The sequence below is a fragment of the Rhodobacter calidifons genome (assembly GCF_011174775.1).
Lineage (GTDB): Bacteria > Pseudomonadota > Alphaproteobacteria > Rhodobacterales > Rhodobacteraceae > Tabrizicola > Tabrizicola calidifons.
In genome coordinates this window covers 81,614-108,449 of record NZ_JAANHS010000005.1, presented here as the reverse complement: position 1 = coordinate 108,449, position 26,836 = coordinate 81,614, and the positions used below count along the sequence as shown (strand labels likewise).

The 26,836-nt window shown below is 67.9% G+C and carries 20 protein-coding genes, 2 tRNA genes and 1 pseudogene; 12 read left to right on the top strand and 11 right to left on the bottom strand.

Annotated features, from left to right (window positions below; genetic code table 11):
• Window positions 1-75: 75 nt before the first annotated feature.
• Together G8O29_RS08520 and G8O29_RS08515 are read right to left on the bottom strand one after the other, a co-directional pair.
• Window positions 76-2,634 (bottom strand): penicillin-binding protein 1A, encoded by a 2,559-nt coding sequence (locus G8O29_RS08520; protein ID WP_166402818.1) that lies wholly within the window; start codon window positions 2,632-2,634, stop codon window positions 76-78.
• 101 nt (window positions 2,635-2,735) lie between these two features.
• The gene (locus tag G8O29_RS08515) at window positions 2,736-3,938 is read right to left on the bottom strand and encodes an N-acetylmuramoyl-L-alanine amidase (protein WP_166402817.1); all 1,203 of its coding nucleotides are present in this window, start codon (window positions 3,936-3,938) and stop codon (window positions 2,736-2,738) included.
• A 185-nt stretch (window positions 3,939-4,123) separates the two neighbouring features.
• Between G8O29_RS08515 and G8O29_RS08510 the strand changes: the two genes are divergently transcribed.
• The gene (locus tag G8O29_RS08510) at window positions 4,124-4,879 is read left to right on the top strand and encodes a DsbA family protein (protein ID WP_166402816.1); all 756 of its coding nucleotides are present in this window, start codon (window positions 4,124-4,126) and stop codon (window positions 4,877-4,879) included.
• A gap of 75 nt (window positions 4,880-4,954) precedes the next feature.
• On the opposite strand, the gene ispG is transcribed toward G8O29_RS08510, so the two are convergent.
• The 3 genes from ispG to hemA form a co-directional block, all read right to left on the bottom strand.
• The gene (gene ispG, locus G8O29_RS08505) at window positions 4,955-6,079 is read right to left on the bottom strand and encodes a flavodoxin-dependent (E)-4-hydroxy-3-methylbut-2-enyl-diphosphate synthase (RefSeq protein ID WP_166402815.1); all 1,125 of its coding nucleotides are present in this window, start codon (window positions 6,077-6,079) and stop codon (window positions 4,955-4,957) included.
• A gap of 79 nt (window positions 6,080-6,158) precedes the next feature.
• Window positions 6,159-7,382 carry a helix-turn-helix domain-containing protein gene (locus G8O29_RS08500; RefSeq protein WP_166402814.1) on the bottom strand — a complete coding sequence of 408 codons (1,224 nt, stop codon included), beginning with the start codon at window positions 7,380-7,382 and terminating at the stop codon, window positions 6,159-6,161.
• 120 nt (window positions 7,383-7,502) lie between these two features.
• A complete protein-coding gene (gene hemA / locus G8O29_RS08495; protein ID WP_166402813.1) occupies window positions 7,503-8,735 on the bottom strand; it encodes a 5-aminolevulinate synthase in 1,233 nt (410 codons plus the stop codon).
• A gap of 188 nt (window positions 8,736-8,923) precedes the next feature.
• Between hemA and G8O29_RS08490 the strand changes: the two are divergent.
• Both G8O29_RS08490 and G8O29_RS08485 read left to right on the top strand, forming a co-directional pair.
• Window positions 8,924-10,307: pseudogene (locus G8O29_RS08490) on the top strand (M20/M25/M40 family metallo-hydrolase).
• Window positions 10,308-10,320: 13 nt separating this feature from the next.
• Window positions 10,321-10,761, top strand: a complete 441-nt coding sequence (locus G8O29_RS08485) for a GNAT family N-acetyltransferase (RefSeq protein ID WP_166402812.1) — start codon at window positions 10,321-10,323, stop codon at window positions 10,759-10,761.
• Between the two features lie 22 nt (window positions 10,762-10,783).
• On the opposite strand, the gene G8O29_RS08480 is transcribed toward G8O29_RS08485, so the two are convergent.
• The 5 genes from G8O29_RS08480 to G8O29_RS08465 all read right to left on the bottom strand — a co-directional run bounded on the left by G8O29_RS08480 (window position 10,784) and on the right by G8O29_RS08465 (window position 12,733).
• Entirely contained in the window at window positions 10,784-11,005 is a 222-nt protein-coding gene (locus tag G8O29_RS08480) for an RND transporter (protein ID WP_166402811.1), read from the bottom strand.
• 80 nt (window positions 11,006-11,085) lie between these two features.
• Window positions 11,086-11,211 (bottom strand): hypothetical protein, encoded by a 126-nt coding sequence (locus G8O29_RS18695; protein WP_302848572.1) that lies wholly within the window; start codon window positions 11,209-11,211, stop codon window positions 11,086-11,088.
• Between the two features lie 103 nt (window positions 11,212-11,314).
• Window positions 11,315-11,391 (bottom strand) — tRNA-Asp (locus tag G8O29_RS08475).
• Between the two features lie 258 nt (window positions 11,392-11,649).
• A tRNA-Asp gene (locus tag G8O29_RS08470) sits at window positions 11,650-11,726 on the bottom strand.
• Window positions 11,727-11,797: 71 nt separating this feature from the next.
• Window positions 11,798-12,733, bottom strand: coding sequence for a pirin family protein (locus G8O29_RS08465; protein ID WP_166402810.1), 936 nt, complete (start codon window positions 12,731-12,733; stop codon window positions 11,798-11,800).
• 332 nt (window positions 12,734-13,065) lie between these two features.
• Between G8O29_RS08465 and G8O29_RS08460 the strand changes: the two genes are divergently transcribed.
• The 7 genes from G8O29_RS08460 to G8O29_RS08430 all read left to right on the top strand — a co-directional run bounded on the left by G8O29_RS08460 (window position 13,066) and on the right by G8O29_RS08430 (window position 23,429).
• The gene (locus tag G8O29_RS08460; RefSeq protein WP_367890152.1) at window positions 13,066-15,054 is read left to right on the top strand and encodes a CocE/NonD family hydrolase; all 1,989 of its coding nucleotides are present in this window, start codon (window positions 13,066-13,068) and stop codon (window positions 15,052-15,054) included.
• Window positions 15,055-15,156: 102 nt separating this feature from the next.
• Window positions 15,157-16,752 (top strand): ABC transporter substrate-binding protein, encoded by a 1,596-nt coding sequence (locus G8O29_RS08455; RefSeq protein ID WP_166402808.1) that lies wholly within the window; start codon window positions 15,157-15,159, stop codon window positions 16,750-16,752.
• Between the two features lie 10 nt (window positions 16,753-16,762).
• On the top strand, window positions 16,763-17,719 hold the full coding sequence (locus G8O29_RS08450) for an ABC transporter permease (protein WP_166402807.1): 957 nt from the start codon (window positions 16,763-16,765) through the stop codon (window positions 17,717-17,719).
• Window positions 17,716-18,531 carry an ABC transporter permease gene (locus G8O29_RS08445; protein WP_166402806.1) on the top strand — a complete coding sequence of 272 codons (816 nt, stop codon included), beginning with the start codon at window positions 17,716-17,718 and terminating at the stop codon, window positions 18,529-18,531. The genes G8O29_RS08450 and G8O29_RS08445 overlap by 4 nt, the downstream gene beginning before the upstream one ends.
• On the top strand, window positions 18,524-20,158 hold the full coding sequence (locus tag G8O29_RS08440) for an ABC transporter ATP-binding protein (RefSeq protein ID WP_166402805.1): 1,635 nt from the start codon (window positions 18,524-18,526) through the stop codon (window positions 20,156-20,158). The genes G8O29_RS08445 and G8O29_RS08440 overlap by 8 nt, the downstream gene beginning before the upstream one ends.
• Window positions 20,159-20,242: 84 nt before the next feature.
• The gene (locus tag G8O29_RS08435; RefSeq protein ID WP_367890151.1) at window positions 20,243-21,076 is read left to right on the top strand and encodes an alkaline phosphatase family protein; all 834 of its coding nucleotides are present in this window, start codon (window positions 20,243-20,245) and stop codon (window positions 21,074-21,076) included.
• Window positions 21,077-21,410: 334 nt separating this feature from the next.
• Window positions 21,411-23,429 (top strand): AfsR/SARP family transcriptional regulator, encoded by a 2,019-nt coding sequence (locus G8O29_RS08430; protein WP_166402803.1) that lies wholly within the window; start codon window positions 21,411-21,413, stop codon window positions 23,427-23,429.
• A gap of 31 nt (window positions 23,430-23,460) precedes the next feature.
• Here G8O29_RS08430 and G8O29_RS08425 read toward each other — a convergent pair whose 3' ends face one another.
• The gene (locus G8O29_RS08425) at window positions 23,461-23,841 is read right to left on the bottom strand and encodes a hypothetical protein (protein ID WP_166402802.1); all 381 of its coding nucleotides are present in this window, start codon (window positions 23,839-23,841) and stop codon (window positions 23,461-23,463) included.
• A gap of 145 nt (window positions 23,842-23,986) precedes the next feature.
• Here G8O29_RS08425 and G8O29_RS08420 point away from each other — a divergent pair, with 145 nt between their 5' ends.
• Window positions 23,987-25,045 (top strand): YcaO-like family protein, encoded by a 1,059-nt coding sequence (locus G8O29_RS08420; RefSeq protein ID WP_166402801.1) that lies wholly within the window; start codon window positions 23,987-23,989, stop codon window positions 25,043-25,045.
• 21 nt (window positions 25,046-25,066) lie between these two features.
• Window positions 25,067-26,719, top strand: coding sequence for a peroxidase family protein (locus tag G8O29_RS08415; RefSeq protein WP_166402800.1), 1,653 nt, complete (start codon window positions 25,067-25,069; stop codon window positions 26,717-26,719).
• Window positions 26,720-26,836 lie beyond the last annotated feature (117 nt).

Here is a 26,836-nt window from a genome sequence, read left to right as displayed (position 1 = left end):
CTTTGGTCTTGCGGAGGCGGTCATAAGGGTTTGACCGCGCCCCGGCAAGGGCACGGCCTTCGTGGCTTGCAGCCGTCAGTAAAGCCCGCCGGAGGACACGGTGCCGAAATCGGCCTTCTTCGGCACCACGACCTTCTTGCCTTCGGAATTGGTCACCGTCTTGCCCTGGTCGACCACGCCCTCGCCTTCGCCATAGGCGAACAGCGGCAGGTTCTCGCCCATGGCGAAACCACCGTCCACGACATAGCCCAGCCCGACCAGCGCGTCCTCGCCTTCGCGGAAGTATTCCGAAACGACATTGTCGCCGGTGGCATCGTCGGGCAGCGGCATCCCGGTGAAACGGTCGATCTTGCGGAAATAGCCGCCCGGCGGAACCTTGAACGGGCCGCCGCCATATTTCTTGATCGCCGTCTTCATGAACTTTTCGAAGACCGGGCCGCACAAGCCGCCGCCCGAGGCGCCGCCGCCCAACGAGCGCGGCTGGTCGAAGCCGATGTAGCAGCCCGCAGCGATGTTCGAGGTATAGCCGATGAACCAGACATCTTTGGCGTCGTTCGTCGTCCCGGTCTTGCCGGCCACCGGCACCGGCAGGTTGATGCCGCGCGCCGTGCCGCGCTGGACGACGCCCTGCATCATGCTGGTCAGCTGATAGGCGGTGATCGCGTTCATCACCCGCTCGCGGTTGGTGGAGATGCGCACCCCCTGCCCGCGCGGCAGCTCGGGGGCGCTGCAATCCTCGCAGACCCGCTTGTCGTGGCGATAGATCGTGCGACCGAAGCGGTCCTGCACCCGGTCAACCAGCGTCGGCTCTACCCTTTCGCCGCCATTGGCGAACATCGCATAGGCGGCCACCATCTTGAACAGCGTCGTTTCCTGGCTGCCCAGCGCATTGGCCAGATAGGGCCCCATCCGGTTGTAGACCCCGAAGCGTTCGGCATAGCCCGCGACGGTCTCCATCCCGATTTCCTGGGCGATCCGCACCGTCATCAGGTTGCGCGACTGCTCGATCCCGGTGCGCAGGGGGGTGGGGCCGTAGAACTTGCCCGAGGCGTTTTTCGGCGTCCACAAGCCCTGGGCGGTATCGACCTCGATCGGGGCATCGACGACGATCGTGGCGGGGGTGAACCCGCTGTCCAGCGCGGCGGCATAGACGAAGGGCTTGAAGCTCGAGCCCGGCTGGCGCGCGGCCTGGGTGGTGCGGTTGAACACCGAGAACTGGTAGGAGAACCCGCCCTGCATCGCCAGCACCCGGCCCGAGTTCACGTCCATCGCCATGAAGGCGCCCTGCACCTCGGGCACCTGGCGCAGCGACCAGCGGTTGAAGGTACCGTCCTTGTTGGTGACGGTGCGCACCAGGACCACATCGCCGACCGACACCAGATCGCCCGGCACCTTGGCCTTCGGGCCAAGCCGGCCGTCCGGCAGCCGCTTGCGCGCCCATTTCACGTCCTCGGCCGGGATGAAATGGCCGTCCTCGTCATCCATCACACCTTCGATGCCGATCCGGGCTGCGTTTTCGCCAACCTCCAGCACCACGGCCGGGAACCAGGTGGCAATGTCGCGCGGCACATCGACCGCGGCCAGCGCCTCGCGCCAGCTGGCCTCGGACCCCAGCACCTCGGCCGGCAGCCTCAGCCCCGTGCCCCGCCAGACACCCAGGCTGCGGTCATAATCCTCAAGCCCCTTGCGCAGCGCAGCGGCGGCAGCTTCCTGCAATTCGGGGTCCACCGTCGCGCGGATCGTCAGACCTCCGGTGAAGAACTCCTGTTCGCCGAAGACGCCCGACAGCTGACGGCGGATCTCGTCGGTGAAATAGTCGCGCGGCGGCAGGGCGTCGCGGAAGGCCTCGAAATCGCCGTTCTGCACCGAACGCAGCGGCATCTCCTTCTCGGCCAGATAGGTCGCCTCGTCGATATAGCCGTTCTGCCACATCTCGCGCAGGACATAGTTGCGCCGTTCGGTCACCCGTTCCCTGGCCGTCACCGGGTGATACTTGCCCGGCGCCTGCGGCATCGCGGCCAGCATCGCGGCTTCGTGCGGGGCAAGTTCGGTCAGGGGCTTGTTGAAATAGGTCTGCGCCGCCGCCGCCACCCCATAGGAATTCTGGCCCAGGAAGATCTCGTTCAGATAGAGTTCCAGGATCTTGTCCTTGGACAGCGTCTGCTCCAGCCGCGTGGCCAGGATGATCTCCTTGATCTTGCGTTCGACGCTGCGCGAGCCGTCGAGGAGGAAGTTCTTCATCACCTGCTGGGTGATGGTGGACGCCCCCCGCATGCTTTCGCCGCGCGACTTCACCGCCTCGATCAGGGCCGCGATCATGCCGCGGGTGTCATAGCCGTGGTGGCGGTAGAAGTTCTTGTCCTCGGCGCTGATGAAGGCCTGCTTCACCAGATCGGGAATGTCCTCCGAGGCAACGAAAAGCCGCCGCTCCTGAGCGAATTCGTCGATGATCCGCCCCTCGCCCGAATAGATCCGGCTGATCGTCGCGGGGGTGTACTGCGCCAGGTTCTCATGGCTGGGCAGGTCGCGGGAATACATGTAGAAGATCCCGCCCAGCGTCAGCGCAGCAAAGACCAGCCCCAGCGTGACCAGGGAGAACAGGCCGCCCAACACATTGCCGACAAATCGAAGCACCCGGAACTCCCGCTGATCTGGACCCGCAGTATACCAGACGCGCGCCCGCGTCAAAACCTTGGCCGGTCACAAGTGGCGGCGCGGGCGGCGTTTCGCAAGGGTCAGGGCGCGGCCAGCGCCCGAAGTGACCGATCCTCTTCGGACCAGGCAACGATGCCCTGCACCACCGCCCCGGCCAGCCGGGCCCGCCAGGTCGGATCGGCCAGCCGCCGGTAGTCGCGGTCCGAAGACAGGAAGCCGACCTCCAGCAGCACCGAGGGGATGTCGGGCGATTTCAGCACCGAGAATCCGGCGGTCTGGCGCGGATGGCGGTGCATGCGGATCTCGGCCGCCCTGAGCGCGCCGACCAGGGCCTCGGCCAGCCGGTCGTTGCGCGGCCGCGTCTCGGTGCGGGCCATGTCCATCAGCACTTCGGCCACGAGGTCGTCCTGATCGCTCAGGTCCACCCCGGCCAGAAGGTCGTCGCGGTCATGCCGCTCGGCCAGCGCGGCCGAGGCGGCATCCGAGGCCTCGGGCGCCAGCGTGTAGACCGTGGCACCCTGCGCATCGCCCTCGGCCAGCGCATCGGCGTGCAGCGACAGGAACAGGTCCGCCCCGGCCGCGCGCGCGATCGATATGCGGGTTTCCAGCGGCACGAAGACATCGTCCTCCCGCGTCATCACCACGCGAAAGCGCCCGTCGCGGACAAGGGCCTCCTTCAGCTCGCGCGCGAAGGTCAGCATCAGCGCGGCCTCGCTGGTGCCGTCGCGTTCCGCCCCCGGGTCGATGCCGCCATGGCCGGGGTCCAGCACGACCGTGATCGGCCCGAGCCCCGCGGCGGGCTGCGGGGGCAGCCGTGCGGCGTCGGGCAGGCCCCATTCCGGCAGGTCGGCGCGCGCGGCCTCGGCAGCAAAGCTTGCCGCATCGGTCGGCTCCAGCCGGATGTCGATGCGCGTGGCCGCACCCGTCACCATCTCGGCCCGGGCCAGCCGGTGCGGCCCGTCCAGTTCCAGCACCAGCCGCGACCAGCCCGGCCGGAACGACCCCGCCCGCATCGCCAGCGCCGGTCGGACCATGGCCAGGACCTGCGCCCCCGACCAGTCCACCTCGCGCGTGTCGATGACCAGCCGCGGCGGGCCGTCCAACAGGCGCACCCGCCAGGGCACCGGCTGGCTCAGCGTCAGCCGCAGTTCCAGCCCCTCCCCCGTCGCCACCAGCGCCGAGCGCATCGGATCGACCCGCGCCAGCGCCGACAGCGCCTCGGCCCCCGCCGGCAGGGACAGAAGCATGAACAGGACAGCAAAAAGCGGGCGGACCAGTCGCATGCCGGATTTATCCCCGCCTGGACGGGGGAAGTAAATTCCACCCGCACGGCTGCGCGAGCCGGCGTGGCCCCCGGATCACAACGGTTAGGGGGATCACGGGGATCACAATGCGGCGAGTGGCTTGCTTCGGCCAGGGCCCGCCCCTATCCTCCCTGCCGCCGCATCCGGCCATCGCAGGAGACCCCATGACCCGCCTCGCCATTGGCCTGATCGTCGGCCTTGCCAGCCTGCCCGCGCTGGCCGAGACCCCGGCCGCCCCCTCCACCATGACGGATGCCGAACGCGCCGCCTTCCGCGCCGAAGTCCGGGCCTATCTGCTGGAAAACCCCGAGCTGCTGATCGAGGCGATGGACGTGTTGCAGTCGCGTCAGGAAGCGGCCGATGCGCTGCGCGACGTGCAGACGGTCGCCTCGCTGCACGACGAGATCTTCCGCAATGCCAACGACTGGGTCGGCGGCAACCCGGAAGGCGACATCACCCTTGTCGAGTTCATGGACTACCGCTGCGGCTATTGCCGCAAGGCCTATGACGAGGTCGAGAAACTGATCCGGACCGACGGCAACATCCGCTTTGTGGTCAAGGAATTCCCGATCCTGGGCGAGGCATCGCTCATGTCGGCGCAGTTCGCCATCGCGGTGCGCCAGCTGCACGGCGACGCGGCCTATGCGAAGGCGCATGACGCGCTGATACGGCTGCGGGGCGAGCCGAACCCGGAAACGCTGGGCCGGCTGGCGGGTGACCTTGGCCTTGCGGCGCAGCCGATTCTCGACCGGATGCAGGCGCCCGAGGTGATGCAGGTGATCCGCGACAACCACGCGCTGGCCGACAAGATGCAGATCTCCGGCACGCCGGCCTTCGTATTGAAGGACATGGTGATGCGCGGCTATGCGCCGCTTGAGGTCATGCAGGATTTCGTGGCCGACGCCCGAACCGACGGCTAGCTGTGAAATCTCGGAACATGCGTTCCTCCTCGCCCGCGCACTGACGAGAAGGCGAAGCCGCAGGGGGAGGCGGGACTACTCTGCCGCCAGCTTCGCGGCCGCCTCGATCTCGGCAGCCTTCTTCTCGACCAGTTCCACGATATGGTCGATCATCCGGTCGTTCGACAGGGTGTGGTCCTGCTTGCCGGCCAGATAGACCATCCCCTTGCCCGCGCCCCCGCCGGTGAAGCCGATGTCGGTCATCAGCGCCTCGCCCGGGCCGTTCACCACGCAGCCGATGATCGACAGGCTCATCGAGGTCGTGATATGGGCCAGCCGTTCCTCCAGCACCGCGACGGTCCTGATGACATCGAACCCCTGCCGCGCGCAGGAGGGGCAGGAGATGATCGTCACCCCCCGGTGGCGCAGACCCAGCGACTTCAGGATCTCGAAGCCGACCTTCACCTCTTCCACCGGATCCGCCGAGAGGCTGACGCGTATGGTGTCGCCGATCCCCATCCACAACAGGTTGCCCAGTCCGATGGCCGATTTCACCGTGCCGCTGACCAGTCCCCCGGCCTCGGTGATCCCCAGATGGATCGGCGCGTCGGTGGCGTCCGCCAGCTGCTGATAGGCTGCGGCCGCAAGGAACACGTCCGACGCCTTCACGCTGATCTTGAATTCGTGGAAATCGTTGTCCTGCAACAGCTTGATGTGATCGAGGCCCGATTCCACCATCGCTTCGGGACAGGGCTCGCCGTATTTTTCCAGCAGGTGCTTTTCCAGGCTCCCCGCGTTCACCCCGATGCGGATGCTGCACCCGTGATCCTTGGCCGCCCGCACCACCTCGGCCACCCGCGACGCGTCGCCGATGTTGCCGGGGTTGATCCGCAGGCAGGCCGCGCCCGCCTCGGCCGCCTCGATGGCCCGGCGATAGTGGAAATGGATGTCCGCGACGATGGGCACCGGGCTTTCGGCCACGATCTCCTTCAGCGCCTTGGTCGAGGCCTCATCGGGGGTCGAGACCCGAACGATGTCCGCCCCCGCCACGGCACAGCGCTGGATCTGCGCGATGGTGGCCGCGACGTCGGTCGTCAGCGTGTTGGTCATCGTCTGGACCGAGATCGGCGCATCGCCGCCCACCAGCACCTTGCCCACGCGGATCTGCCGCGACACCCGTCGCGCAATGTTGCGCCAGGGGCGGACGGGGTTGTGGGTCATGGGTCGGGCTTCCCTAGCAGTGCGCGCGCAGCATAAGCCGCGCGGCGGCCTGCGGCAATGGGCGGAAGAGGCCGAAGTCCTATTCGCTGACCGTGGGCGCCGCCAGCAGCGATGCCGCATCCGCGGTGGCGAAATTGGCCAGGTCCTGATCCTTGGTCAGATCGGCCTGGGCATAGTTCTGCGTCAGCGCCTCGGGCGACAGCTTGATGTCCTTGACCACATTGGCCCCCGGAGCCGCCGGGCCATAGGGCACGCCATCCACGACGAAGTAGATCGACCCCGAATTGCCGGTGCGGAACACCGGAGCGGTTTCCAGGGGCGGCACGGCATAGCGTTCCCCGGCATCGAGGATCTTCTCGAACAGCACCGTGCCGTCGGCGGCGTTGACCCGGACCCATGAGGGACGGACAGCCAGCACCTCGATCCCCTCCTTCGCCTCCGAGATCACCTGCACCTCGGCGCCAAGGGCCTCGTCGATGGCGGCATCGACGCTGCCGGCCTCGGCCAGTTCGGCCAGGACGCCGGTCTGACGCGGGTTGATCGCGGCGATCGGACCATCGCGCGAGGTCAGCACCGGCACGTCCAGCGCCTGCGGGCGATAGAGCCGGTCCATCACATCCGCCGTGGCCTGTCCTTCGACGCTGGCCACCGCCTGCGCGGTCGGCTCGGCCGGGCGGCTGGCGACGATCTGCGTCGCGGCGGGACCGACATCGGACAGCGGGTCGATCTGGGCCACCACGGTCGGCGCCTCGTCCACCGGAGCAAGCTGGACCCGCTGCACTTCCTGCAACAGCGACCAGCCGCCATAGCCGATGGCGCCGATCAGCACGACCAGCACGGCGACGGAGCCCACGGCGCCGGGTTCGATCCGGCTCCAGATGGCCTCGCCGCGCGGGATGAAGCTGGCGTTCGGATCCGCCAGCGCATCGCCCACATCGCGGCGTGCCCGGGCCTTGACGATCTGCTGCGGTGCGGCGGCGGCCGACAACCCGTGCGAGGGAGAATAGCCGGCCTCGGCGCAGAACCGTTCGAAGGCCCATTCCGGGTCCATCGACAGATAGCGCGCATAGGACCGGACATAGCCCGCGACGAAACCTGGGGTCTCGAAGGCGGAAAGGTCGGCGTTCTCGATGGCGGCGATGTAGGTGGCCTTGATCTTCAGCTCGCGCTGGACGTCAAGCAGCGACTTGCCCAGCGTGGCCCTCTCGCCGCGCATCAGGTCGCCCAGACGCAACTCGAAGTCGTCAAAGCCCTTTGGCTTGTCCTCTTCGGTTGTCGAAGGTTTCGCCCTCCAACCGATCATGCGCGCCCTGTCCCCTTCGGTGCACCACTCTACGCGGTCGCCTTCCCCAGCGACTCACTCGCCTTGTTCTATTGGCCAAACCGTAGCACAGGACAAGGGCATTTCCACCGGGCAAACCCCTCAGGCGACCGCTTCGGCGCGATTCAGCGCACAACGCGCCCAAAGCGCATCCATCGCGCGCACCAGCCGGTCGATCTCGTCCGGACCGTGGACCGGCGAGGGGGTGAAGCGCAGCCGTTCGGTGCCGCGCGGCACGGTGGGGAAGTTGATCGGCTGGACATAGATCCCGTGGTCCTCCAGCAGCATGTCCGACAGCATCTTGCAATGCACCGGGTTGCCGACATGGACCGGGACGATGTGGCTGCCGTGGTCGATCAGCGGCAGTCCCAGCGCCTTGAGCCGGGTCTTCAGTATCCGGGCCTGGGTCTGATGCTGCGCCCGCAGCGCCTGCCCGCCCACACCCTTCAGGAACCGGACCGAGGCCGCCGCCCCCGCCGCCACCGCCGGCGGCAGGCTGGTGGTGAAGATGAACCCCGGCGCATAGGACCGCACCGCATCCACCATCCGGGCCGAGGCCGCGATATAGCCGCCGAAGACGCCATAGGCCTTGGCCAGCGTGCCGTTGATGATGTCGATGCGCTGCATCAGTCCGTCGCGTTCGGCCACCCCCGCCCCGCGCGGGCCATACATGCCCACGGCATGCACCTCGTCCAGATAGGTCAGCGCGTCGAACTCTGCGGCCAGATCGCAGATGTCCCGGATCGGGCCGAAGTCCCCATCCATCGAATAGATCGATTCGAAGGCGATCAGCTTCGGCGCTGCCGGATCGTCCCCCGCCAGCAGTTCGCGCAGATGCGCCACATCGTTGTGGCGGAAGATGCGCTTCTCGCCCCCGCCGCGCCGGACGCCCTCGATCATCGAGGCATGGTTCAGCGCGTCGGAATAGATGATCAGCCCCGGAAAGATCGTCCGCAGCGTGGACAGCGTCGCGTCATTTGCGATGTAGGCGCTGGTGAAGACCAGCGCCGCCTCTTTCCCGTGCAGATCGGCCAGCTCTGCCTCCAGCTGCTTGTGCCAGACCGTGGTGCCGCTGATGTTCCGGGTGCCCCCCGACCCTGCGCCGGTCGCGTCCAGCGCCGCATGCATCGCGCCCAGCACCTCGGGGTGCTGACCCATGCCCAGATAGTCGTTGCCGCACCAGACGGTGATCGCCTTCGTCGTCCCGTCGGGCCGGGTCCAGACCGCATGCGGAAACTGCCCCCGTTCCCGGGCGATGTCGATGAAGGTGCGATAGCGCCCCTCGTCGTGCAGGCGTTGCAGGCTGGCGTCGATGTCGTCGTCGTATCTGGTCATGCGTCCCGGTTCCTTTTGCGCAGGTTCTGGACGAACCTCCGCCTGGCTGCCTTGATTTCGGTCAAGCAACGGGGCCTGCCAATCCGACGAATTGTCGCCCCGACAGCCTTCCTTACCGCAGCCCGCGCGCTCTGGACAGTGCCAAGCCGCCTGCTAGGCTGCGTCGCGATCAAATTCCGGAGACCGCCATGCCCCCCCCGTCGCTGGACGCCGTCCTTGCCCGCATCGACGAAACCCTGCCGCAGTCGCTGGACCGGCTGATGGACCTGCTGCGCATCCCCTCGATCTCGACCGACCCCGCCTACAAGGCCGATTGCGCCCGCGCGGCCGAGCTGATCGCCGCCGACCTTGCCGCGCTGGGTTTCGACGCCCGCGCGGCGCGGACCCCGGGGCATCCGATGGTCGTGGCCCATGGCGGAGAGGGCGCGCAGGCATCTGTTGTTCTACGGTCACTATGACGTGCAACCCGTTGATCCGATTGAACTTTGGGACCGACCGCCCTTCGACCCCGAGGTGCAGGACACCCCCAGGGGCCGCGTCATCCGCGCGCGCGGCGCCTCGGACGACAAGGGCCAGCTCATGACCTTCATCGAGGCCTGCCGGGCCTGGAAGGACGTCCACGGCACCCTGCCCGGCAAGCTCACGATCTTCCTCGAGGGCGAGGAGGAGTCGGGTTCCCCCTCGCTGATCCCCTTCCTTGAAGCGCACCGGGACGAACTGTCCTGCGACCTCGCGCTGATCTGCGACACCGGGCTGTTCGAGGGCGCGACGCCAGCCATCACCACCATGCTGCGCGGGCTTTGCAAGGCGGAATTCACCATCCGCGCCGCCAGCCGCGACCTGCATTCCGGCATGTATGGCGGGCTGGCGCAGAACCCCTTGCACCTCATGGCGCGCCTTCTGGCGGACCTGCACGATTCGCAGGGCCGGGTGCAGGTGCCGGGCTTCTACGACGATGTGGACGAACTGCCCGATACGCTTCGCCAGCAATGGCAGGCGCTGGCCTTCGACCATGCCCGCTACCTTGCCGACGTGGGCCTGTCGGTCCCTGCCGGGGAACAGGACCGCACGCCTTTGGAGAAGATCTGGTCGCGCCCGACCGCCGAGGTGAACGGCATGTGGGGCGGCTACACCGGCGCCGGGTTCAAGACCGTGCTGCCGGCCGAAGCCCATGCCAAGGTCTCGTTCCGCCTTGTCTCGCGCCAGGACCCCGACAAGATCATCGCCGCCTTCAAGGCCTGGGCCGAGGCCCGGATGCCCGCCGATTGCAAGATCATCTGGCACGGCGGCAGCGACGGCGCCCCGGCTTCGGTGATGGAAATCTCCGACCCCGCCTTCGAGGCCGCCCGCCAGGCGCTGACCGAGGAATGGGGCCGCCCCGCCGCCTTCGTGGGGGCGGGCGGGTCGATCCCCGTGGCGGGCTACTTCAAGTCGATCCTCGGCATGGACGCGATGCTGATCGGCTTCGGCCGCGACGACGACCAGATCCATTCCCCGAACGAGAAATACGACCTGGAATCCTTCCACAAGGGCATCCGCTCCTGGGCGCGCATTCTGGCGCGCATCGCGTGACCGGCTTCGCAAGATGCTTGAACTGCGCAATGCAACCTCCTCGGACGAAACGGATTTCCTGCGGCTCTGGCAAGGGTTCTGCGACGGCTACGGCATGGCCCTGCCGCCTGAAGTCACCGCCTTCACCTGGACCCGCCTGATGGACCCCGCCTGCCCTCTGACCGTCCGTCTGGCCGTGCTGGACGGGGTGCCGCAGGGCTTTGCGATCCACCAGCACCACCCCTCGACCTGGGTGATGGGCGATGACGGCTATCTGGAGGATCTTTTCGTCGCCCCCGAAGCCCGCGGCCAGGGCCTGGGCCGCGCGCTGATCGAGGACCTGATCGCCATCGCCCGCGCGAACGGCTGGCGGCGGCTCTACTGGCTGACCGAGATCACCAACACCACCGCCCGCCGCCTGTATGACCGGTTCTGCGACAACGACGGCCACATCCGCTATCGCATGACGCTGTAGGTCGGGGCTTGCCCCGACTCCGCTACCCCCGCGCCACCGCCATCCGCGCCAGCTTGGCCGCCAGCAGAACCCAGGGTGCCGCGTGCATCGCCAGATCGAAGATGTCCACCGGCTTCACCAGTTGCCCGGCGACCAGCATCTTCAGCTTTTCCCAGATATGCGGCTCGGGGAAGAACGGCGCCAGGCCCAGCGTCAGCGCGGCGATCACCAGAACCGACAGGGGCAGCTTGTCCAGAAAGTGCATCCGTCAGCTCCGGTTGAACGTCGCGCGAAGGCTTGATCCGCCCCATGCGCAAGGTCAAGCCTTGCCGATGCCGCAGGCGATCACGGGCAGCGGCTCCGAACCACCGAGGTCCCGTCGGGATGGTCGAACCGCAGCGTCGTTCCGTCCTCGGCCGGGGTCAGGATTGCGCAATCCTCCCAGTCTCTACCGCCGCCCTGGTTCAGCATCGTTGCCTCGACGCGGTTCGGCTGTCTGGTCTGACGGGCTGACCGACATCCCTGACCCGCCCGTCTGACGAGGCCAATAGACATGCCCTTCGGAAGAAAAAACTGGCGCGGTGGACGGGGCTCGAACCCGCGACCCCCGGCGTGACAGGCCGGTACTCTAACCAACTGAGCTACCACCGCGCGCTGAGGGGCCAGATAAGGGGTTGGTCGGGGGGCGTCAAGCGGGAAAAGCGGCAGGATCCGGTGCAGCTGCCCTCAGCCGCGATGCAGTCGCCCCACCTGCCCAAGGACGCCCTGCCCCTGCGTCGGCGAATGCTGCGGAAATGACCCGAAACATCGTTGACCGATGGTTGACGCCCGCAAGCAACCCATTGATTTCATTGTGTTATAAAGGCTGCCCACGCGTGGCCGCCCTTATGGGCTTGTGACGGGAAAGGCTGGCGCGGTGGACGGGGCTCGAACCCGCGACCCCCGGCGTGACAGGCCGGTACTCTAACCAACTGAGCTACCACCGCGCGTGGCAGGCGGGATAGACGCTTCCCCCGGGGGCGTCAATGGGGTGGCACAGGTTTTTCAGCGGCCATTCCTACCTTTCCGGGGCGGGGATGAATTCCCTGTCATCCCCCGGTGGCAGCGAGAAGCGGCCGTGCATCCAGTCGCCCGCCCGCCAGGCCTCCTTGGCCGCCTCGATCTTCTCGCGGGAGGAGGCGACGAAGTTCCACCAGATGAAGCGGGGACCGTCCATCGTGGCCCCGCCCAAAAGCATCACCCGGGCACCCTGCGGGCCGGCCTGGACCGAGACCCGGTCGCCGGGGCGGAAGACCAGCATCCGGCCCGCCTCGAAGGTCTGCCCGGCGCAGGTGACCTCACCTTGCAGGACATAGACCCCCCGGTCCTCTTGGTCGTCGGGGAGGGGGATGGAAGCGCCTGGCTGGAGGAGGGCGTCGGCGTAGAAGACCTCGGAGGGCATCCGGAGGGGGACGGTCTCCCCCCAGGCATGGCCGAGGATGAGGCGGACCTGTTTGCCCTCGCCTTCGAGTTCGGGAAGCTGGTCGCGCCCGAGGTGGGCGAACCCGGCGGCGTCCTCTTCGCGATCCTTCGGCAGGGCGAGCCAGGTCTGGAGGCCGAACATCGAGAGGGGGGCCTTGCGGGCCGCGCCGTCGGTCCGTTCGGAATGGGTGATCCCCTGCCCCGCCAGCATCCAGTTGACCGCTCCCGGTTCGATCCAGGCGTCGGTGCCCAAGGAATCGCGGTGGTGGAGGCGGCCTTTCATCAGGTAGGTGACCGTCCCGAGCCCGATGTGGGGGTGGGGGCGGACGTCGATGCCCTGCCCGGTCAGGAACTCGGCCGGGCCCATCTGATCGAAGAAGATGAAAGGGCCGACCATCTGCCGCTGGGCGGAGGGAAGGGCGCGGCGGACCTCGAAGCCGCCGAGGTCGCGGGCGCGGGGGACGATCACGGTCTCGATCTGGTCGACCTGGGTGCCGATCGGGATCGAGGGGTCGAGAAGCGGGTTCCACATGGGCGGTCTCCTTTGGAAGGGAAGGTAGACCCGAGGGGGCGGAATTTCATCCCGATCCCGGCGCGCGGGGGCTGTGCGGGGGTGAACAGGCGGGTGCGCCGCGCGCGGCGGCTTTTTCGGGACCAAGGAAATCAATGGGTTGCGTGCGGGTATTTACGTTTGGTTAGGGCTTCTCTCGAGGCCGCTCGTCGGGGACTTCGCTGCTCCTCGCGGGGGAGGAGATCGCGCATGGCGCTCCGACGAGAAGCCGAAGGCGCAGGAGAAGGCTCACGCGAGGCTTGAATTGTACGAACGGATAATATCCGATGGAGGCAGAGAATCGGAGGGGTCTCGTGACGATCCGCAGCAGTTTTCCGGAAACGGTCACCGAAATCGAGGACCTGCCCATCCCGATGCCCGATGGCACCCGCCTGTCGGCGCGGGTCTGGATGCCGCAGAGCGCCAAGGCGAAACCCGTCCCGGCCGTGCTGGAATACATCCCCTACCGCAAGCGTGACGGGACCCTGCCCCGGGATGAGCTGATGCACCCTTACGTCGCGGGTCATGGCTATGCCTGTATCCGGGTGGACATCCGGGGCAACGGCGACAGCGACGGGCTGATGGAGGACGAATACTCGGCGCAGGAGTTGCAGGACGCCTGCGATGTGATCGGCTGGCTGGCCAGACAGGACTGGTGCAGCGGCGCGGTGGGAATGATGGGAAAGAGCTGGGGCGGGTTCAACTGCTTGCAGACGGCCTTCCTGCAACCGCCCGCGCTTAAGGCCGTGATCAGCGTCTATTCCACCACCGACCGCTTTGCCGATGACATCCACTTCAAGGGCGGCGCGCTGCTGGGCGAGAATTTCGGCTGGGGCTCGGTCATGCTGTCCTACTCCTCGCGTCCGGCCGATCCCATGCTGCGGAACGGCTGGCGCGAAGACTGGCTGAAGCGGCTTGTCGCAGAGCCCTTCCTTGCCCCGCGCTGGGCGGCGCACCAGACGCGGGATGCCTACTGGAAGCACGGCTCGATCTGCGAGGACTGGGACCGGATGACCGTGCCGATCCTGTCGATCGGCGGCTGGAACGACAATTACATGAACACGGTCGCCAAGCTGCTGGAAGGCGCCAAGGGCCCGGTGAAGGGGATCATCGGCCCCTGGGTGCACCAGTATCCGCATACGGCGGTGCCGGGGCCGCGGATCGGGTTTCTGCAACTGGCGATCCGCTGGTGGGACCGCTGGCTGAAGGGGATCCCGAACGGCGCCGAGGATGACCCAGCCCTGCGGGCCTACATGCTGCATTCCGCGCCCCCGGACCCGAGTGCTGCCCATCGGGACGGCCACTGGATCGCCGAGGCGGAATGGCCTTCGCGCCGCGTCAGTCGCCGGGTCTTGCCGGTGTCGGATGCGGGGCTGGGGCTGGCGGGGCCGCTGTCGTCCCGGGTCTGCACGCCGCAGCATCTGGGGATGGCGGCGGGCGAGTTCTTTCCGATGGGGCTGAATGCGGAAATGGCGGGCGACCAGCGGGCGGATGACGCGCTGTCGGTCTGTTTCGACGGGCCCCCTCTGACCGGGCCGCTGGAGCTGCTGGGGGCGGCGCGGCTGACGCTGCGGCTGGCCTCGGACAAGCCTCTGGCCTTTGTCGTGGCCCGGCTGTGCGATGTGGCGCCGGACGGGTCCTCCACCAGGATCGCGCATGGCATCCTGAATCTCTGCCATCGCCACAGCGCGGAAAGCCCGCAGCCGATGCGGCCCGGCGTGGCGGAGGATGTGGTCGTGGTGCTGGACCAGATGGGCTATCGGCTGGCGGCGGGGCACCGGTTGCGGCTGGCCCTGTCCACGACCTACTGGCCCTTCGTCTGGCCCAGCCCCGAGGCGGCGGTGCTGACCCTCATGCAGGCGAGCCTGGATCTGCCGGTGCATCGAGGATCGGAGGAGGAGTGGACTCCCCCGCAGGCCGAGACGGCGACGCCCTGGGCGCACCGGGTGCTGCGCGAGGGGAAATCCGGCCGCCGGATCGAGAGCGACCTGATCGCGGGGACCCATGCGCTGGTCGTCGAGGAGGATACGGGCGACACGGAGAACCTGGGCCACGGCCTGGTCACGGGCGAGACGACGACCGAGCGCTGGGAGATCGGCGCCGATCCTTTGTCGGCCCGGGCCGCGATCACCTGGGAGCAGCGGCTGTCGCGCGGCGACTGGCGGGTGCGGACGCGGGCGGAGACGGTGATGACGGCTTCGGCCACGCATCTGCGGATGCAGGCGACGCTGACCGCCTGGGAGGGCGATCAGGTCGTTTTCCGGCGCGACTGGGACGAGGAGGTCGCACGCCACTTTGTGTGAGCCGGGGCAAGAAAAGGTTTGTCGCACGGCGCGGTTCGCAGTTTATTGATTCTCAAGTCAACAAAAGACTCCCCGTAACGGGGGCCAAACAGGGAGACGACAATGGACGACAAGCACAGACAGCTTGACTGGATGGTGGCGCAGGCGAAGGCCGGGCGGATGACGCGGCGCGAGTTCGTGGGCCGCACCACGGCGCTGGGTGTGTCGGCGGGGCTGGCCTCGGCGCTGTTCGGCAAGGCGGCCCGGGCCGAGCCCAAGAAGGGCGGCATCTTGCGCGCCGGGATGCAGGGCGGGGAATCCACCAACAGCCTTGACCCGGCGCTGGCGGCCTCCGAGGTGCCCTTTGCGGTCAACATGACCTGGGGCGAGATGCTGGTGGATGTGGCCCCGGACGGTTCCATCGAGCATCGCATCGCCGAGGAGATCTCGTCCAACGCCGATGCGACGGAGTGGAAGTTCAAGATCCGTCAGGGGGTGGAGTTCCACGACGGCAAGACCGTGACCGCCGAGGATGTGGTGGCGACGCTGAAGCGGCACACCGACGAGAAGTCGCAGTCGGGGGCTCTGGGGATCGTGCAGGGCATTGCGGAGATGAAGGCCGAGGGCGACATGGTGACGCTGACGCTGGCCGCGGGCAATGCCGACCTGCCTTACCTGATGGCCGACTATCACCTGGTGATCCAGCCGGGCGGCGGTTTCGACAATCCGGCGGCGGGGATCGGCGCGGGGGCCTACAAGGTTGCCGTCAACGAGCCCGGCGTGCGCCATGTGTTCGAGCGGCATGCGAACTACTGGGATGCGGCGAACGGCGCCCATGCCGATCAGGTCGAGATCATCGTGATCAACGACAACACCGCGCGGACGGCGGCCTTGCAGTCGGGCCAGATCCACATGATGAACCGGGTCGATCCGAAGATCGTCGAGCTTCTGAAGGGCGCGCCGGGCATCACCATCGAACATGCTCCGGGCCGGGGGCATTACGTCTTCATCATGCATTGCGACAAGCCGCCCTTCGACAACAATGACCTGCGGATGGCGCTGAAGCTGGCGATCAACCGCAAGGAGCAGGTGGAGAAGATCCTCGGCGGGCTCGGCTCGGTCGGCAACGACTTCCCGATCAACGCGGCCTATCCGCTGTTCGACGACACGATCCCGCAGCGCGAATACGACGCGGCGGCGGCGGCCGAGTATTACCGGAAGTCCGGGCACGACGGCAGCCCGATCATCCTGCGCACGGCGCCGGGGGCCTTCCCGGGCGCGGTGGATGCCGCCAACCTCTTCGCCGCCAGCGCCAATGCGGCGGGCATTCCGTTGCAGGTGAAGCTGGAGCCCGATGACGGCTACTGGTCGAACGTCTGGAACGTCGAGCCCTTCTGCGCCAGCTACTGGGGCGGGCGTCCGGTGCAGGACCAGATGTATTCCACCGCCTATCTGTCCACCGCAGAGTGGAACGACACCAAGTTCCGGAACGCGAAGTTCGACGAGCTTCTGATCGCCGCCCGCGCCGAGCTGGATCAGGACAAGCGGAAAGCCCTGTATTCGGAAATGGCCCATATCCTGCGCGACGAGGGCGGGCTGATCCTGCCGATGTTCAACGACTGGGTCGAGGCCCGGCGCAACGAGGTCGCGGGCTGGGAGCCGGACCCCAACGGCGAGCTGATGAACGGCAGGGCGCTGATCAAGTGCTGGCTGGCCTGAGGCTTCGCCCGTGCATCCGATCCTGAAACTGGTGGTCCAGCGCATTGCGCTGGGCCTCCTGCTGCTGCTGGCCGTTTCGGCCGTGATCTTCCTCGGCGTCGAGGCGCTGCCGGGCGATACCGCGCAAGCCATCCTGGGCCAGTCCGCCACGCCGCAGGCGCTGGAGAACCTGCGCGAGAAGCTGGGCCTGAACGACCCGCCGCTGACGCGCTATTTCGCCTGGCTGGGCGGCGTGCTGACCGGAGACCTGGGCACCTCGCTGACCAATGGCGTCGATATCGCGCAGGCTATCGGCCAAAGGCTGGGGAACACGCTGTTCCTGGCCGGCTGCGCCGCCGTCATCGCCGTGCCGCTGGCGATCCTGCTGGGCCTGATCGCCGCGCGCCATGCCGGGCGCTGGCCGGACAAGCTGATCTCGGGCATCACGCTGACCACGATCAGCCTGCCCGAATTCGTCGCGGCCTATTTCGTGATCTTCCTCTTCACCCAGCTGATTCCGATCTTCCAGCCCGTGGCCATGGTCTTTCCGGGCATGAGCTTCTGGGCCAAGCTGCACGCCGTCGCGCTGCCCGTCATCGTGCTGGTGCTGGTGGTCCTGGCCCACATGATGCGGATGACCCGCGCCGCGATCCTGAACGTGATGCAGTCGGCCTATATCGAGACCGCAGAACTCAAGGGCCTGTCGCCGATGACGGTGATCTGGCGCCATGCCTTCCCGAACGCCATCGCCCCGGTGGTCAGCGTGGTCATGCTGAACCTGGCCTATCTGGTCGTCGGCGTCGTCGTGGTGGAGGTGGTCTTCGGCTACAACGCCCTGGGCCAATACCTTGTCGATCATGTGACCAAGCGCGACCTGCCGGTGGTGCAGGCGGTGGGGCTGATCTTTGCGGCCGTCTACATCTTCCTGAACATGCTGGCCGACATCATCGGCATCCTGGCCAATCCGCGGCTGAGGCACCCCAAATGAGGATCCCGCTCTCTGCCCTCATCGGCCTGATCCTGACCGGCACCTTCCTCTTCGTCGCGATCTTCGCGCAGTGGATCGCGCCCTATCCGATCTCGGACAGTTCCGGCGGCCAGTGGGAGGGCATGTCGGCCCGGCACTGGCTGGGCACCGATACCATCGGCCGCGACATCCTGAGCCGCCTGATCTACGGCGCGCAGATCACCATCTTCGTGGCGCTGGCCTCGTCGCTGCTGGCCTTCTCGCTGGGGGCGTTCTTCGGCTTCCTGGCGGCGGTGAAGGGCGGCTGGATCGACCAGCTGCTGTCGCGCATGGTCGATCTGATGATGGCGATCCCCTCGCTGATCGTGGCGCTGGTGATGCTGTCGGTCCTGCCGCTGAACCTGACGGTGCTGATCCTGGTGATCGGGGTCCTGGACAGCACCCGCGTCTTCCGCCTGTCGCGCGCCGTCGCCGCCGACATCGCGGTGATGGACTTTGTCGAGGCCGCCCGGCTGCGGGGCGAGAAAGGCGGCTGGGTGATCTTCCGCGAGATCCTGCCCAATGCCCTGTCGCCGCTGGTGGCCGAGTTCGGGCTGCGCTTCATCTTCGCGGTCCTGTTCATCTCGACCCTGTCCTTCCTGGGCCTTGGCATCCAGCCGCCGCTGGCCGACTGGGGCGGGATGGTGAAAGAGAACAAGGACGGGCTGATCTACGGCAAGTCCGCCGCCCTGCTGCCCGCCGCCGCGATTGCCGCGCTGGCGATTTCCGTGAACCTCGTCGCGGACTGGATCCTGACCCGGACCTCCAGCCTGAAAGGAGGGCGCGGTGGCTGAGCCGTTGTTGCAGATCAGGGGCCTGGTGATCGAGGCGACGTCCTATCCGCCGGGCGAGCCGCCGAGGGAGGTCACGCTGGTCCATGGCGTGGACCTGACGCTTGAGCGCGGCAGGGTGCTGGGGCTGATCGGCGAGTCGGGGGCGGGCAAATCCACCATCGGCCTGTCGGCCATGGCCTATGGCCGCGGCGGGGTGCGGCTGACCGGGGGGACGATCCACCTGAACGGGCGCGAGATCCGGCTGGCCGATGCCAGGACCTTGCGCGCTCTGCGGGGGCGCGAGGTGACTTACGTCTCGCAATCGGCGGCGGCGAGTTTCAACCCGGCCCGGCAGATCATGGAGCAGGTCATCGAGACCTGTCTGAACCATGGGCTCTGCGGCAAGGCCGAGGCCGAGGCGCGCGCGGTGGGGCTGTTCCGCAAGCTGGGCCTGCCCAACCCGGAGACGATAGGGTTGCGCTATCCGCATCAGGTCTCGGGCGGGCAGTTGCAGCGCTGCATGACGGCGATGGCCCTGTGTCCGAAGCCCGATCTGGTGATCTTCGACGAACCGACGACGGCGCTGGACGTGACGACGCAGATCGACGTGCTGGCGGCGATCAAGGAGGCGATCCGGGATACCGGGGTGGCGGCCCTGTACATCACGCATGATCTGGCGGTGGTGGCGCAGGTGGCCGACGAGATCATGGTGCTGCGCCATGGCCGGATGGTCGAACTGGGCGAGACCGGGCAGATCATCCACGCCCCGCGCGAGGACTATACCCGGGCGCTGGTGTCGGTCCGCGGGCTGGAGCACGAGGAAAAGCCCCCTGCCCCGCCGGTGTTGCAGGTGCAGAACCTGACGGCGCGGTATCGGGGGACGAATTTCGACGTGCTGAAGAATGTCTCGGTCGAACTTCCCGCCGGGCAGACGCTGGCGGTGGTGGGGGAGTCGGGCTCGGGCAAATCGACGCTGGCCCGCGCGATCACCGGGTTGTTGCCGCCGAGCCAGGGGCGGATCACCTTTGCCGGGCGGCAGTTGTCGGCGGATCTGGCGGGGCGCACGAAGGACGACCTGCGCGAGATCCAGATGATCTACCAGATGGCCGACACCGCGATGAATCCGCGCCAGACGGTGGGCACGATCATCGGGCGGCCGCTGGAGTTCTACTTCGGGCTGCGCGGGGCCGAGAGGGACCGCCGGGTGCAGGAGCTCTTGGACCAGATCGAGATGGGCAAGGGTTTTGCTCAGCGCTATCCGGCCGAACTGTCGGGGGGGCAGAAGCAGCGCGTCTGCATTGCGCGCGCGCTGGCGGCGAAGCCACGGCTCATCATCTGCGACGAGGTGACCAGCGCGCTGGACCCGCTGGTGGCGGACGGGATCCTGAAGCTTCTGCTGGCGTTGCAGGCCGAGGCGGGGGTGGCCTATCTGTTCATCACCCATGACCTGGCAACGGTGAAGGCGATTTCCGACAAGATCGCGGTGATGTTCAAGGGGGCGGTGGTGCGCTATGGGCAGAAGTCGGATGTGCTGACCCCGCCCTTCGACGATTACACCGACCTGCTCTTGTCCTCGGTGCCCGAGATGGAACAGGGCTGGCTGGAGCAGGTGATCGCGCACCGGAAGATGGAGAGCGCGGGGAATTGAACCGGGGGCGCGATTTCCTGCGGAAATCGGACCGAAATTCGCGGAATTTCGGGGCGCGCCGGGTGTTTGCGGGAAGACTGTGACGTGACGAAGCTTCTGCTCATCATCCTGGACGGGGTGCCCTGGCGCAACTGGCGCCGGCTGTTCGGCAACCTCGAAGGCTGGGTCGAACAGGGCGAGGCGCGGGTCCGGCGGATGCGGTCGGTGCTGCCCTCGACTTCGGCCTCGTGCTATGCCTCGATCCACACCGGCCTGCCGCCGCAGGTGCACCGGATCTGGGACAATGCCGACATCCGGCGGCTGGAGTTTCCCGATGTGTTCAGCGAACTGACGAAGGCAGGCCGCAGGACCGGTGCCGTCACGCACAGCTACTGGTCGGAGTTCTTCAACCGCGCGCCCTTCGATGTGGTGCGCGACATCGAATATGACGAACCCGGCGGCCCGATCACCCATGGCCGGTTCCACACCATGCACGGCTATGGGCAGGCCAACCAGATGACGCCCTCGGACTACGACCTCTTCGGCACGCTGACACGCCTTTGCGAGGTCAAGGGCATCGACTACGGCATCCTGCACAGCTGCACGCTGGACAGCATGGGCCACCGTTTCTTCCACGATTGCGCCGAGATGGACCATGCCTGCGGCCACCTGGATGCGGTGCTTGCCCCCTTCCTGCACCGCTGGCGGCAGGCGGGATACGAGGTCATCGTCACCGCCGACCACGGCCAGGACGCGCGCGGCCATCATGGCGGGACCGGCGAGGACCAGCGCGACTTTGCCTTCTATTATTTCGGCGACAGCCCGCTGCCGCCCGAGGACGAGGTGCTGCACCAGCTGGCGCTGGCCCCGTCGATCCTGACGCGCCTGGGCGTGCCGGTCCCCGCCACGATGACGGCCGCGCCCTTCCTGAAAGGCTGAGGCGCGGCCGGGGCGACCTAGTTCGCAGGCAGGCCCAGGGTCGTCCGCACCTCGGCGGCACAGGCGACATGGCAAGGACGGCCTTCATCCCGATCTCGCGTATTGGCGAAGTCATGTTTCGAAATCGCATTTCCCGCCCCGCGACGATGTGTGCAGAGCAAGGTCAGACAAGCCGGGCCTGCGTGATTTTCCCGCGACCTCAGCGCCAAATCCGCGCCGCGGGGCAACCGCAGAGCCACAGCGCCGGACTCTGGTGGATTTCCTGGCCGTGGTCTGTTGAAAGGCCGCCTTGCTTCGGTGCATCGTTGAACTCTCTGATCCCGGGCCAGTTCGCATGTTCCGCTTCCAGGTCGATCTTCTCGGTGCCTGCCGGGTCGCGCGCATCGCGACCGGAGAGGACCTGGCGTTCCGCACGCGCAAGACGCGGCTTCTGCTGGGCCTTCTGCTGCTGTCCCCCGGCCAGCGGATAAACCGCGAGCAGCTGGCCTCGCTGTTGTGGGACCCGGCACCCGAGACGCTGGCGCGGTCCAGCCTGCGCCAGGCGCTGCGCGAGCTGAAGGAAGTGCTGGGCCCGCAGGACGCGGACGTGATCGAGGCCGACCGCTTTTCGGTGGGCCTGAAGTCGGCGGCGTTCGATCTGGACGTGCGGCGGTTCCGCGAGCTGATCGCGACAGCGACCCACGACCAGAGCGCGCTTCTGGCGGCGGCGGCGCTCTGGCAGGGCGAACTGTTCGGCCCGGCCCAGCCCAGCGCGCCGGTCTTCGAGGCCTGGTTGCAGATCGAACGGACGCAGCTGCGCTCGATCCTGACCGGCGCGCTGACCGACCAGCTGGAAAGGCTGATCGCGGCCAACAGCTTCGCCGACACCCGCATCGCCGAAGAGTTGGTCCGGGTCGAACCCAGCCACGAGCTTGCGCATCAGTTCATCATGCGCTTTCACGCCCAGCGCGGCGACCAGTCGGCGGCGCTGCGGCAATACGGGCTGCTGGAACAGGCGCTTGCGGAAGAACTGGACAGCGAGCCGAGCGAGGCCACGAATGCGCTTCTGGTCGCGATCAAGAGCGGCGAGGTCTCGTTGCAGCGCTCCGCCGCGGCGCCCCTGGCAGCGCCAGCGCCCCTGACGCGCAACGGCCCGCCGCGGATCACCATCCGCCCGCCCCTGACCCGCTATGTCGATGACAGCAAGGACTATCTCGGCGAGGGGTTCGCCTTTCTGGCCAAGTCCTGCCTGTCGCGCTTTCGCTGCTGGATCGTGATCCCCTGGCCGTCGAGCGGCTTCAATTCGACGACGGCCGTCGATTTCACCGCCGTCGGCCAGGTGATCGACGCCGATTTCGCGGTGGACTGCGTGCTGGACTGGCGCACGGGCCAGGGCAAGCTGTTCGTCACGCTGATCGATTGCCGCGACGGCAGCGAGGTCTGGTCCCAGCTTTACCCGGTGGCCGAGCACGAGTTGCAGGAGGTCAGTTCCTCGGTCGCGGGGGCGGTGGCGGCGCATCTGGCCAGTCAGGTGAACCACATCACGCTGCTGCGCCATGCGCGGTCCACGCCCGGCAATCCGGTGGCCTATGACCTGTGGCTGAAGGGGCATCAGCTGTCGCGGCTCTGGTCGGCCGAGGCGGATGCCCAGGCCGAAGCCCTGTTCCTGAAGGCGATCGAGCTGGACCCCGGCCTTGCCGGCAGCCACGCGAGCCTCGCGCAGGTGCTGAGCACGCGCTGCATGGTCCGGCCCGGTTACGCCAACCGCAAGGCCGACTGCGCCGCCGCCTTCCGCCATGCGCGCGAGGCGATCGCGCTGGACCCCTATGACCCGCGCTGCCACATCAGCATGGCCTGGAACTGGGCCATTGCGCGGTCGCCGGAACGGGCCAATTCGCATTTCCGGCTGGCGGTGGACATGAACCCGAACGATGCCGAGACGCTGATCGCGGCGGCCAGCGGGCTGGGCTTCCTGGGACATGTCGATCTGGCCAGGGACCTGGCGCAGCAGGCGCTGCGGCTGAACCCGATCTATCCCGAGTATTACATCGCCTATCTCGCCGGGATCCACTTCATGGCCGGCGACCACGAGACCACCATCGCCACGGTCGAGAAATGCCCCGACGGCTTTCCCGACCTGGGCGTCTGGGCGGTGGCCTCTTACGCGCATCTGGGCCAGACGCGCGAGGCCGCCCGCGCCTATGCGACCTTCCGCCGGATCGCGACGCAGATGTGGGAAGGCAGCACCCCCCCGACCGACGAGGATCTGGAGGCCTGGGTGCTGGACACGCTGCCGATCAACTGGCCCGAAGGCCGCCTGTCCCTGCAAAGGGGCATCCGGCTGGCCCGGGCCATGGCAGCCGAGAACGCCTAGGCCCGGACGCCCGGGCCCGGGGCGGCCTGCCCTAGCGGCAGTGCCGCATGAAATAGCGCGCGAGCAGCACCTTGAAGCGGATCGACTGGGTATTGCCGTAGGTCGGTTCGTCCACCACGGCGGGCGGGTTCTTCAGCAGGCCGGCCCAGGGGATGCGGACATGCATCCGGTTCGCCGTGTCATAGACCGGCACGATCTGCACGCTGTCCGGGATCTCGCCGTTCGGCCCGGCGCCCGGCCCGTCATAGCGGTAGCCGTTCGCATGCAGCCAGCCGCGGGTGTCGTCCTCGAACTTCTTCCATTCCGAATTCGGCGAGTCCTTGAACACGCTTCTGCTGACCCGCATGATCGCCTCGCCCGTATCGACCTGATCGGCGAGCACATTGCTTTTCAGATTGAAGAATCCCACCATTCCGCCGTCTCTCCCCTTGCCCTGGCTGTTGCCGCTCTTCCGCCCGGAACCAGTATCCGGCCGGTTCGTGATGCCAGCGTGAAATGCGCCGGCGGCGACCGATTCCGTCCTTGATCCCGCGGGTCATCCTGCCTTGAATGCGGGAATGAAGCAAAATCCGGCCGAGCTGATCGCGAAACTGGCGCGCGCCCTGGACGACGATTTCCGCATCCTCGCCCTGGACGAACCCGATGCGCCGCTGTTCCTGGCCGTCGCCCTGCCGACGGATGACGGGGTGACCGGGCTGAAGCCGCGGCTGCCGGCCGGACGGGGCATGACGCCGCAGCAGGCGATGCTGGCGGCCGGTGCCGAGGCGCTGGAGCTGCGCGCGAGCCTGGCGCAGCGGCACCTGTCCGACCTGCGCCGACTGCCGCGCCGGGACGGCATCGCCATGGTCGCGACAAGCGATCTGGTCAGCGGGGCGACGGTCGAGGTGCCGGCGCAGGAGGTCTATCTGGATTGCGCGGCGATCCTCGGCGAGCCCCTGCGCGAGGATGCCAATTCCACAGGATGCGCGGTCGGGCCGGACCGCGACAGCGCGCTGGCCCGGGGGCTGTGGGAATGCGTCGAGCGCGATGCGCTGGCCCTGTGGTGGCATGGCCGGCTGCCGGGCGGCCGGGTGGAGACCGAGATCATCGACGCCCACCAGCCGCGCCTCTACTGGTGGCTGCACCAGCGCGCCCGGCAGACCCGGCTGATCGAGATCACCAGCGACATCGGCCTGCCGGTCGTGGTGGCCGCCTCGGCCGATCCCGACGGGCGGACCGTCGCCATGGGCGCGGCTGCGCGGCCCGTGCTGGAGGATGCCGCCCTCGCCGCGGTCACGGAAATGGTGCAGACCGAGGTCAGTCTGGAACACGCCCGCGAGGCCGGGGATCCGGAAGCGGCCGCCTGGCTGGCCGCGGCCTCGCTGATCGGGCAGCCGCAGTTCCAGCCGGGGCCGGAACGGCCGGCCCGGCCGATGGAGATGCCTGCCCTTCTGGAACGGCTGGACCGGCTTGGGCACCGGGCTCTGGGCATCGACATGACCCTGCCCGGCGACCCCCTGCCTGCGGTCCGGGTGCTGGTGCCCGGTCTCTGCGCGATGCGGGGGCGGATCGACTGCCCGCGCTATGCCCGGCTTTGTCCGGACCAGCCCCGGCCGACCCTGCCCGAACCCTTCTGATCCCGTTGCCGAAAGGCCGCCATGCCGCCGATCTCGACCCCGCACAGCCTGTTCGGACCCGCCCGAGCCGCCGCGCCGCGCCGAGAGACGGCCAGGCCGTCGCAGTCCGGCTTCTGCTATCTGTTCCCCGACCTCGCCCGCCGGGCCGATGTGGGCTGCTTCCAGGGCACCACGCCGGCCGAAAGCTTCCGGCGCTTGCAGTCCTTCGAGAAGGACAGCCGCTCCATCCTGTCCGCGCCGCAGGTGCTGCCGATGCGGCTGGCGCCGGTCTACACCTATTTCGGCCAGTTCGTGAACCATGACATCTCGGCCCCGGTGGGTGATGTGGTCACGCTGGCCGCGCCCCCGGCGGGCATGGGGGTCATCGACACCGGGCTTCCGCCGGGGCTGGACAGGTGGCAGCGGGCCCCGGTGCCGGTGATCCTGGCGAACTTCGTCAACGAACAGGCCGAGCCTCTGGCGCTGGACAGCCTGTACGGCGACGGGCCGGACAGCGCCGACCCGGAGATCCGGGCGCTTTATGCGCCGGACGGCAAGCGGTTCCGCCTGGGCAAGACCCGAACCGAAGCGGCGCAGGTCTTCCGGGCCAGGGGCCGCGACCCCGCGCGCATCCACCACGACCGGGGCGCGCCCGACATCCTGCGGCTGGACGGAAAGCCCCTGATCGCCGACCGGCGCAATGACGAGAACCTGATCGTCAGCCAGCTGCACCTGGCGCTTCTGCTGTTCCACAACAAGGCGGTGGCAGCGCTGGAGGGCGAGACGCCGGATCGGGCCGCCTGTTTCGCCAGGGCAAGGCAACTGGTCACGCTGCATTACCACTGGCTGATCCTGCACGATTTCCTGGCAGAGCTGCTGTCCCCCCTGACCCTGCGCGCCCCCTTTGCCGAGCGCCCGCAGAAGCTGCCCGCCCCGCGCGCCGTGCCGCTGGAATTCACCACCGCGGCCTTCCGTTTCGGACATTCGATGGTCGGCGCCACCTACGACTTCAACGCCAATTTCGGCCGCGGCGGGCGCATCGACCGCGCGGGGGCAAGGTTGCAGGACCTGTTCGCCTTCACCACCCATGGCAACATGGGGCACCCGGAACTGGCCGAGACGCTGCAACTGCCCGACCACTGGGTCATCGACTGGGACCGGATGACCCGGCGTCCGAAACCCGGGCCCGGTCCGGGCGGGGCCGAGCAGATCGACCTGACCTTCGCGGAAGGGATGCTGAGCGCGATGGGCGATTCCGAAGTGGCGGCGCATGGCTCGATCCTGTTCCGCAACCTGATGCGGGGCTTTCAGCGTCGGATCCCCTTTGGCCAGGTGCTGGCCCGGGCCTGCGGGCTGGTGCCGCTGGACGCGGATCAGCTGCGCGCCGCCCTGCCCGAAAGCGCCCCGGGCAAGCAGGGCCTGCGCGAGCTGGCGGAAGGGCTGGGCATGCTGGCCGAGACCCCGCCCTGGCTGTACGTGCTGGCCGAGGCGCGCCACCATGGCCGGGGCGAGCGTCTGGGCCCCCTGGCCAGCGAGATCATCGCCGACACGATCACCGGGCTGATGCGGCACATGCCGCAGTCGCTTTTGAACCATGCGGGCGGCGGCTGGCATCCGCGCCAGAGCCCGCTGAAAGGCCCGGGCAGGCGCGCGCTGACCTCGCTGCGGTCCTTGCTGCGCTTTGCCGCAAGCTGATCGCGCAGCGGCATCGCGCCGGCGTGATAGACCGGGCAATGCACTGGACAGAGGGGCCGTTTCGCTTCATAGACGCGCCTGTCGGGCGGGTCGCACCGCGCCTGTCCCGGCCGCGTG